The organism is Pseudoselenomonas ruminantium (assembly GCF_900104055.1).
In the GTDB taxonomy this organism is placed as follows: domain Bacteria; phylum Bacillota; class Negativicutes; order Selenomonadales; family Selenomonadaceae; genus Selenomonas_A; species Selenomonas_A ruminantium_C.
The window spans coordinates 1-8,307 of sequence record NZ_FNJQ01000060.1 but is presented as its reverse complement, the minus strand read 5'-3'; the positions used below and the strand labels follow the sequence as shown (position 1 = coordinate 8,307).

At 52.2% G+C, this 8,307-nt stretch carries 7 protein-coding genes, 5 tRNA genes and 2 rRNA genes; 4 read left to right on the top strand and 10 right to left on the bottom strand.

Annotated features, from left to right (window positions below; genetic code table 11):
- Window positions 1-181: 181 nt before the first annotated feature.
- Window positions 182-1,525, bottom strand: a complete 1,344-nt coding sequence (brnQ, locus tag BLQ59_RS15230; RefSeq protein ID WP_074573660.1) for a branched-chain amino acid transport system II carrier protein — start codon at window positions 1,523-1,525, stop codon at window positions 182-184.
- 280 nt (window positions 1,526-1,805) lie between these two features.
- Between brnQ and BLQ59_RS15225 the strand changes: the two genes are divergently transcribed.
- Window positions 1,806-2,243 carry a hypothetical protein gene (locus tag BLQ59_RS15225; RefSeq protein ID WP_074573659.1) on the top strand — a complete coding sequence of 146 codons (438 nt, stop codon included), beginning with the start codon at window positions 1,806-1,808 and terminating at the stop codon, window positions 2,241-2,243.
- 21 nt (window positions 2,244-2,264) lie between these two features.
- Here the strand turns inward: BLQ59_RS15225 and BLQ59_RS15220 are convergent, their stop codons facing one another.
- The 4 genes from BLQ59_RS15220 to BLQ59_RS15205 all read right to left on the bottom strand — a co-directional run bounded on the left by BLQ59_RS15220 (window position 2,265) and on the right by BLQ59_RS15205 (window position 5,060).
- Window positions 2,265-4,076 carry a putative bifunctional diguanylate cyclase/phosphodiesterase gene (locus tag BLQ59_RS15220; protein WP_074573658.1) on the bottom strand — a complete coding sequence of 604 codons (1,812 nt, stop codon included), beginning with the start codon at window positions 4,074-4,076 and terminating at the stop codon, window positions 2,265-2,267.
- A gap of 176 nt (window positions 4,077-4,252) precedes the next feature.
- Window positions 4,253-4,328, bottom strand: a tRNA-Phe gene (locus BLQ59_RS15215).
- A gap of 3 nt (window positions 4,329-4,331) precedes the next feature.
- Window positions 4,332-4,408, bottom strand: a tRNA-Asp gene (locus BLQ59_RS15210).
- Window positions 4,409-4,526: 118 nt separating this feature from the next.
- Entirely contained in the window at window positions 4,527-5,060 is a 534-nt protein-coding gene (locus tag BLQ59_RS15205) for a methyl-accepting chemotaxis protein (protein ID WP_014425648.1), read from the bottom strand.
- A gap of 232 nt (window positions 5,061-5,292) precedes the next feature.
- Here BLQ59_RS15205 and BLQ59_RS15200 point away from each other — a divergent pair, with 232 nt between their 5' ends.
- From BLQ59_RS15200 to BLQ59_RS15190, 3 genes are all read left to right on the top strand, one after another.
- Entirely contained in the window at window positions 5,293-6,387 is a 1,095-nt protein-coding gene (locus BLQ59_RS15200; RefSeq protein ID WP_081342613.1) for a MupG family TIM beta-alpha barrel fold protein, read from the top strand.
- 85 nt (window positions 6,388-6,472) lie between these two features.
- A complete protein-coding gene (locus BLQ59_RS15195) occupies window positions 6,473-6,817 on the top strand; it encodes an ArsR/SmtB family transcription factor (protein ID WP_074573662.1) in 345 nt (114 codons plus the stop codon).
- Between the two features lie 21 nt (window positions 6,818-6,838).
- Window positions 6,839-7,594 carry a C40 family peptidase gene (locus tag BLQ59_RS15190; protein ID WP_143005391.1) on the top strand — a complete coding sequence of 252 codons (756 nt, stop codon included), beginning with the start codon at window positions 6,839-6,841 and terminating at the stop codon, window positions 7,592-7,594.
- Between the two features lie 115 nt (window positions 7,595-7,709).
- Here BLQ59_RS15190 and BLQ59_RS15185 read toward each other — a convergent pair.
- The 5 genes from BLQ59_RS15185 to BLQ59_RS15165 all read right to left on the bottom strand — a co-directional run.
- Window positions 7,710-7,800 (bottom strand) — tRNA-Ser (locus BLQ59_RS15185).
- A gap of 5 nt (window positions 7,801-7,805) precedes the next feature.
- Window positions 7,806-7,881: transfer RNA gene (locus tag BLQ59_RS15180), tRNA-Trp, on the bottom strand.
- Between the two features lie 15 nt (window positions 7,882-7,896).
- A tRNA-His gene (locus BLQ59_RS15175) sits at window positions 7,897-7,972 on the bottom strand.
- A 5-nt stretch (window positions 7,973-7,977) separates the two neighbouring features.
- Window positions 7,978-8,094: ribosomal RNA gene (rrf, locus tag BLQ59_RS15170) — 5S ribosomal RNA — on the bottom strand.
- A gap of 67 nt (window positions 8,095-8,161) precedes the next feature.
- A 23S ribosomal RNA gene (locus BLQ59_RS15165) occupies window positions 8,162-8,307 on the bottom strand; the annotation flags it as partial.

Sequence of the window (8,307 nt, the reverse complement as noted above, 5' to 3'; positions counted from 1 at the left end):
CAGGGAGGGACGTTTAGCGGAAACAGCAAAAGTACTCCCCCGTGAACCCCTGACTGCGTATAAACGGGATAACTTTGGCTCGAACTAACCAACAAACTGCAATTTATAAAAAAACGTCCGTTGACATTTTGTCAGCGGACGTTTTAGGATATCAAAGGATTTTTCACATTCCCTATATTTCTTATTCTGCGGGCAGGGCCTCATTTTCCTTGGCGCCACGCACCTCTGCCAGCAGCCAGCCCAGAGCTGCAGCCAGCAGAGCGGGGACGAACCAGCCCATGCCGATATCGTAGAAGGGCACATACTGGCTCAGCACGGCAGTCAGCGCCGGGAACTTGATGCCAGCGGCAGCCAGGCCGTCCAGCACAGCAAAGATCAAGGTCACGTTGATGGCCATGCGGTAAACGCTGTAGCGCCAGCCGATAACACCATCAAACAGGGAGAGAACCACAAACACGATAACCAGTGGATAGATGGCTACGAGGAAGGGCACGGACAGGGCGATGATCTGCGTCAAACCAACGTTGGATACCACGAAGCTGAACAGCGTGCTGACCTGCACGAGGCGGGCATAGGAAACGCGATTGTTGCTCAGCTTGTTGAAGTACCAGGCCATGCCGGAAATCATACCGCAGGAAGTGGTCAGGCAGGCCAAAGCGATGATGATGGCCACCAGCAGGTTACCAGCCGGACCAAAGAAGATGGATACGGCACCAGCCAGCAGCTGGCCGCCGTTTTCCACATGTCCCAGCACACCAGCGCTGGTTGCACCGATATAGGCAAGAGAACCATAGACCAGCGTCATCAGGGCTACCGTGATGACACCAGAGGCGATACAGATCTTGCTGACGGCCTTGTTATCCGTCGTGCCGCGCATGCGGATGGCATTGACCACGATGGTACCGATGGACAGCGATGCCAAAAGGTCCATGGTCTGATAGCCATCCTGGAAGCCCTGGGAGAACGGAGCCGCAATGTAATTGCCCGTGGCATCCAGCACCTCACCCAGCGGGGTGATGAAGGACTTGGCAAACAAGATCACAAGAAATACCAAGAGCGCCGGCGTCAGCATCTTACCCACGCGATCAATCATCTTGTTCGGCGTCATGGCCAGATAATAGGTGGCCGCGAAGAAGAACAGCGTGTAGACGAACTGTCCCATGGTCAGGTTCGCCTCACTCAGGAACGGACGGATACCGATTTCAAAGGATACCGCACCGGTACGGGGCACGGCAAACACGGGGCCGATGGTCAGATAGAGGATTACCAGCAGCGCCGTGGCCAACCACGGATAAGTCTTGCGGTTCATAAACTCCACATATTTACCGCCTTGCATGGCAATGGCCGTAATCCCCAAGAGCGGCAGACCAACACCTGTAACCAAGAATCCCAGCATGGCAATAATGCTCTGGGAGCCTGCCGCCTGCCCCAGGGCAGGCGGAAAAATCAGATTGCCGGCACCAAAGAAGATGGAAAACATCATCAGGCCGACAGTCAGCACTTCGCCTTTGCTCATACTTTTCATAACAAACTCACTCTCTTTTCTTATTATTCATGCTGAATGTGCGTACATGGTGTACACACATAGGCATAAAGAAAGTCCATGTTCCACCTTGCACGAACATGAACCCGGGCCTTACCCGACTTTTGCGATAAACGTATTATAGCACAAAGACAAAAGACCTTGCAAGGGTATTTTTGTATTTTAGGCGTAAACTTGTAAACTTTTATTTCTCATACTTTTATGTTATACTGTGGACATAAATGTCCACGAAAATATATAGTTTAGAAAGGAGTCCTCATCGATGTCAGACGAACAGACCGAAAAAAAAGAACTGGACCCGCTGATCACCCAACCGCACGGGGTGGAGCAGCAGGCCAAGATGGAAATCGTCAATATGATCCACAGCGGCGAATCCCCCTTTGACATCATCTACCATATGGCCCTGCGCCTGGAAAAATCCTCCGGTGAGCCGGGCTATGCCAAATACGTCGAAGAACAGATCCGGGCAGTCTATGGCTTTGCCCTCCAGCATGTAAAACCCATGCAGGACGAGCTGCGGGATGTGGAAGAACGTCTCGAGCGCATCAAGAAATCCTACGAAAACCCGGAATTCACCGAGGAGGAGCATATCCGCATCGGCTTTGCCATCGAACGGCACAAGAAGAACATCGAACGCCTCAAGATCATGATCCAGCGTGCTCAAGCCGACCACGCCGATATGAACCTGGTCAAGAACTGAAACCAAAAATAAAACCGCTGCTCACAACAGAGCAGCGGCTTCTTTTTTCATCTTTCTTTCAATCTCGGCAATCCGTTCCGGTGCTACCTCACGCAGTTCCTCCATCAGGGTATACAGCTGATGGGAGAGCGTCAGCACCGCCTTGCTGTCGGGCGGATACATACATATCTTCTTATCTGCCACATAATCACTGGCCAAAAGCGCCCGGTAATCCTCCAAGGGCACAGGCTCCGAGAAGAAATACCCCTGGGCATATTCGCAGCCAATCGTCCGCAGGAAATCCACCTGCTTCTGGGTTTCCACCCCTTCGGCAATCACGGGTACAGCCAGACGTTTGGCCATGCGCACCACGGAATTCAGGATGCTGTCTGCCCGGCCATTCTCCACCCCCTGCGAGTCCGCCAGGAATTTCAGGTCAATCTTCAGGATGTCCACCGGCAGGTCCTTGAGCATGTTCAGCGAGGAATAGCCGCTGCCAAAGTCGTCCATGAGGATCACAAAGCCCTTTTCCTGCAACGCGCGCGTGATTTCGATGATCTGCTGCGGATTTTCCACATAGGCGCTCTCCGTAAGCTCCAGCTCCAGCAGCCGCGGATTGAGATTGTACTTCTGCGTCAGCCCTTCAAAGACCTGCACCAGATTGGGGCTGTAGAAATCCACGCGGGATACGTTGATGGATACGGGCAGCACCGGACGCCCCGCATCGATGTCCTCCCGCAGCAGCTGACAGGTCTTTTCCCAGACGTATTTATCCAACTGATAGATAAAGCCGTTCTGCTCAAAGATGGGCACGAACTTGGCCGGGGAGATAAAGCCCAGCTGGGGATGAATCCAGCGCACCAGCGCTTCTGCTCCCAGGACTTTTTCCGTATTCAGGTCGTACTTGGGCTGTAGGTAGACGATAAACTCCTCCCGCTCCAGACTGCCGTTCATATTGTTGACGATAACCTGCTCATTGACCATCGTTTCCCGCATGTCATCTTCATACTCGCCGCAGACGATCAGTCCATTGCGGGAGGCCTTGAAGAGCCCCATGGCCGCGCGGTCCAGCATCGTGGTCACCGAAAGGTCCCGTTCGCGCACCGTATAGACGCCGAAATAGAAATCGATGCGATAGTCGAGCGCAAAGGATACAGCCAGCAGCTGCAGGGAATGGATGAGATGCTCCCGCAGATTGCCCTCTGTCGGATAGCATAACAGGAAGTTATCCGCATAAAGCCGGCCATAAACGCAGGGTTCCAGCTGGATGCTGGTCAGGAACTCAGCCACATATTTCAGGAGCTTATCCCCGGTCTCTTCCCCGAACAGGTCATTGATGACCTTGAACCGCGCGATATTGAACCGCATGATCTCAAACTCTTTTTCGGGATACTGCGCGATGATTTCCGCGGCCTGCTGGCAAAAAGGCTTTTTATTGTACAGATTGGTCAGGCGGTCATAACGCTGCTTATGAAAGAGGCTGGCAAAGCCGCGCTGGACATTGATGCCGCAGAGCTTATATTCCGCGGCCTCCTGCCGGAACATGAGCATGAGGCGATGCATGTTGTGCTTGCGCCCCGTCCCGCCAAAATCGATATTCGCGCGGACTGTGATTCCCTGCTCCGTTTCTACCTCACTACAGGTCAGCCTATGGATATGCAGCTGCCCATCCTGGTCCGCATTTTTTCGCAGATATGCCATAACCGGCTCTTTGCCATGCACGTAATATTGGGAATCCAAACCAAAAGCGATGACATCATCCGTCAGCAGCTTGCAGATGTCGTTAGTATTGCCGAATTCATAATATCCGCGTATTATAACATTGGCCAAAGCTATAACGCTGCTCTGCTCCATTTGCCCTCATCCCTTCTGGATTCAAACTTTCAAAACAATGACTTCCGTATTGATTATAACATACTAAGCACCATTTTGCCCTGAAATTCTCGCTACTATTCCAATTTTTTGGCTGACATGATACAAAAAAGGCCTTATGTCGTCCAATGACTGACATAAGGCCTATCAATTGCAAGTGGTGCCTTCGAGCGGAATCGAACCACTGACACGGGGATTTTCAGTCCCCTGCTCTACCAACTGAGCTACAAAGGCAAATGGCGACCCGAAGGGGACTTGAACCCCTGACCTCCGCCGTGACAGGGCGGCATTCTAACCAACTAAACTACCGGGCCATGTGACTTTGTCACTTACAGGACATAATTATACGGATAAAAGCGCCTCTTGTCAATACCTTTCCAGCTGTTTTTACAAAAAAATAACCCTTCGCTGGCGAAAGGCTATTTTTATGATTCAGTTCAATGCTTCCACGAATTTCTTCAGATCTTCGGCAGCTTTCGTTACCCGGGACAGGTTCGCCGTGATCTCTTCGGTCGAAGCAGCCTGCTCCTCACTGATGGAGCCGGTGGTTTCAATGGTCTTGGAAATCCCCTCAACGGCCTTGTTCATTTCGTTCAACGTGGACTGGATGCGTTCCGTGGCCTCACGGGACTGTTCAGCCAGCTTTCGGACTTCCTCTGCCACGACAGCAAAGCCACGCCCCTGCTCACCGGCACGAGCAGCTTCGATAGCAGCATTGAGACCTAAGAGATTGGTCTGACCAGCAATATTGGTGATGAAATCAATGACCTTGATGGTATCGGCATTCTTTTCCTGCAGGAGCTTCGCCTGTTCAACAGACTCCTGACCAGCTTTGGCCAGCGCGCTGGCGCTTTTGGCTACCTGCTCGACAGCCTCATAAACCGTCTGCGTGGAGCTCGCGATTTCCTCAATTGCGGAAGACAGCCGCGCGTTGATCTCTTCCCTGTTCTTTACATCCTCTGCCATTTATAATCCTCCCCCATCTTAAAAATTGCCTTCAAAACATTCTCACAACCAACGATAAAAGGAAAGTCCGCATCTATGTCACCTACAATATCTTGCTCTTTTCTAATTCCACACCAAAGGGCAAAAACCTTCTTTTCCGCAAAAAAATTTTCTCCCCACCGTCAAAAGGAAAACGCCCTGCCAAAACAGAATAAATAATACAAAACATTTCGGTGCCACTGTTCACATAGCTATGACAAGGAAGGAATACGTTATGGAAAACGGTCTCTCACTCTATCCGGGGCTGGGGCTCCCTTTTGAACAAAGTGCCGCGGTCATCGCACAGGCGGCAGCCAGCGGCCTGCGCCGCCTCTTTCTCTCCCTGCCGGATTATGACTGCGAGCTGGGCGATATAAAGGCAGAACTGTCGCTCATCCTCAAGACTGCTCGCGAACATGATTTGGACGTGATCGCCAATCTCACCCAAAGATCTCTGACGCGCCTGAATCTCGACGAGCTGAGCCCCACCCACTTCCGCATGTGGGGAATAAAAGCCCTGCGCTTTGCCGAGGACTTCTCCCCGGCTGACATTGCGAGTTTCTCCCGGAATCGTCAGGGCATCCGCGCGGTCCTCAACGCCTCCACCGTCACCGCCAAACTCATCGCTGCATTGGTGGAGCTCAAGGCCAACTTTGCCCAGATCGATGCCCTGCACAGCTTCTATCCTCGTCCTGGGACAGGCCTCAGCGAGGATTTCCTGGTGGGCAAGACAATGCTGCTGCATAAAGCCGGTATCCGCGTAGGTGCCTTTGCCGCTGGTCAGGACAAAAGCTATGGCTTTTTCCAGGCCGGTCATCCCACATTGGAAAATCACCGCGAGGAAAGCCTCTCCCTTGCCTGCCGCCACCTCATTGCCCTGGGCATCGATGGCATCTTCTTAGGCGATATGCCGCCAACCGAAGCAGAGATGCAGCTGGCAGGACAGCTTTCCGATAGATCCGTCACCCTCCAGGCAAAATGGCTCACCCGTGATCCCAGGGAGCGGGCACACCTGCAGCATGTCTTCACGGCCCGGCAGGATGCCGCCCAGATGGCCATACGAGCCCAGGAAGGCAGCCTGCTCCTGCAGGAGCATATCGCACCTGCCAATACGCAATACCGGCCAATTGGCGCAATCACCATCGACAACGAAAAGAATCTCCCCTGTATGGGGGAAGTCCAGATCTGCCGCCTGCCTCAGGAGGCTTCTCCGGGCGTGAATGTAGCCGCCCAGATTGATGAGGCCGAGCTGAATCTGATTGAATACATCAGCCCGGGGCGAAAATTTTCCTTCCAATTTCATGAGTAACTTGTGCTATACTATATAGATGATAGTATATTTTCAGGAAGGAAAAACTTTTATGTCCGCTAAAGAAATTGGTGACCTCTGTGATATGTGTGAAATCCACCATATTCACCCCGATAAATTGCAAAACTGCTCCCTGCATAAGCTGGATGATGATACAAGCCTGGAACTGGCCGACTTATTCAAAGTGCTGGGCGATAAAACCCGTATAAAGTTATTATCCCTGCTGGCCTCAGAAGACGAATTATGCGTCTGCGACATCGCTGAGTCCCTGCAGATGGGGCAGTCCGCAATCTCCCATCAGCTCCGGGTGCTCCGCGCAGCCCGGCTGGTAAAATTCCGCAAGGCTGGCAAAGAAGCCTTCTATTCTCTGGATGATGACCATGTACTGATCCTCATGCATATGGGATTGGACCATGTACGCGAACGCTAAAGCAGAAAGGACGATATGCCGATGAGTAAACGGATTCTCCGACGTGGTGCCATGCTATCCCTGGCCTTCATGCTGACGGGACAGCTGGCCCTGGCATCCCCCACACTTCAGGAAGGTTCCCACGGCCATGATGTACTGCTCCTGCAGAAAAAGCTGCAGTCCGTAGGTTATAGCATCAGCACCGTGGACGGTGTCTTTGGCGCAGAAACTGAACGGGCTGTCGCAGAATTCCAGCGGGACAACAAGATCCGGATCACCGGCGTCGTCAACAACGCCACCTGGCGTGCTTTGCAAAAAGCGAAAAAAGTAAAATGGGGCATCGATATCGAAAAGCCTAAACCCCAGCCAAAGAAAATATCGCCTCAGGGGCCGCTGGCGCCCAACAATGCTCCGATCCTGGCCCGCAACAAGGTGGGAGCCATCATCAGCACAGCCCGCTCCTATATCGGCGTTCCTTATGCCTTTGGCGGCACAACGCCCAAGGCCTTCGACTGTTCCGGCTACCTCCAGTATGTCTTTGCCCAGAACGGCATCAACATACCCCGCACCGCCGATGAACAGTACAAGCTCGGCCTGCGCACGAGCAGCAGCAAGCAACTCGTTCCCGGTGACCTCGTATTCTTCACCACCTACGAACCCGGCGCCTCCCATTGTGGCATATACCTGGGCGAAGATCAATTCATCCACGCCAGCTCCAGCCGTGGCGTTCGCGTCGATGCCCTGACAGACGACTATTGGGCACCGAGATTTTTGGGCGGCAAACATATCGTGAAATAAACTTCATCCGGCAGCCTGCAGCTGCAATTCCCCTTATGGGGAATTTTTTTTGCCTGCAAACACGCCTTCAAACACAAAAAAAGCCATTGCCTAAGCAATGACTTCAATCTCATAGTGGCGGAGTGGAGAGGATTCGAACCTCCGCACCGGTTACCCAGCCTAACGATTTAGCAAACCGTCCTCTTCAGCCTCTTGAGTACCACTCCGTGTATGGCAGGGGCAGTAAGAATCGAACTCACAACCTACGGTTTTGGAGACCGTTGCTCTACCAATTGAGCTATACCCCTACATATATAAAAAAATGGGGCGACTTATGGGGATCGAACCCATGCATGCTGGAGCCACAATCCAGTGTGTTAACCGCTTCACCAAAGCCGCCATGAAACTGGCAACGCCCTATCCTCCCAGTCCGTCTCCAGACAAGTACTTTCGGCGTATGAGTGCTTAACTACTGTGTTCGGTATGGGAACAGGTGGATCCACTCAGCTATCGTCACCAGATATTCTGTTGAGTATGTACTACTCAAAACTATACAGAAGAAATTTTGTATTGAACATTTTAGTCTTGAAAGATAAGCCCTCGATTTATTAGTATTGGTCCGCTGCATGCCTTACGGCACTTCCACTCCCAACCTATCTACCTTGTCTTCTTCAAGGAATCTTACTGGATTACTCCATGAGATACTTCATCTCGGGACAGGCTTCACGCTTAGA

What these genes read in the sequence shown, in the direction of transcription:
- BLQ59_RS15220 (WP_074573658.1), bottom strand. Translation starts at nt 4,076, where the DNA reads ATGGAGCAGAGCAGCGTTATAGCTTTGGCCAATGTTATAATACGCGGA.
- BLQ59_RS15200 (WP_081342613.1), top strand. Translation starts at nt 5,293, where the DNA reads ATGACAAGGAAGGAATACGTTATGGAAAACGGTCTCTCACTCTATCCG.
- BLQ59_RS15195 (WP_074573662.1), top strand. Translation starts at nt 6,473, where the DNA reads ATGTGTGAAATCCACCATATTCACCCCGATAAATTGCAAAACTGCTCC.
- BLQ59_RS15225 (WP_074573659.1), top strand. Translation starts at nt 1,806, where the DNA reads ATGTCAGACGAACAGACCGAAAAAAAAGAACTGGACCCGCTGATCACC.
- brnQ (WP_074573660.1), bottom strand. Translation starts at nt 1,525, where the DNA reads ATGAAAAGTATGAGCAAAGGCGAAGTGCTGACTGTCGGCCTGATGATG.
- BLQ59_RS15190 (WP_143005391.1), top strand. Translation starts at nt 6,839, where the DNA reads ATGAGTAAACGGATTCTCCGACGTGGTGCCATGCTATCCCTGGCCTTC.
- BLQ59_RS15205 (WP_014425648.1), bottom strand. Translation starts at nt 5,060, where the DNA reads ATGGCAGAGGATGTAAAGAACAGGGAAGAGATCAACGCGCGGCTGTCT.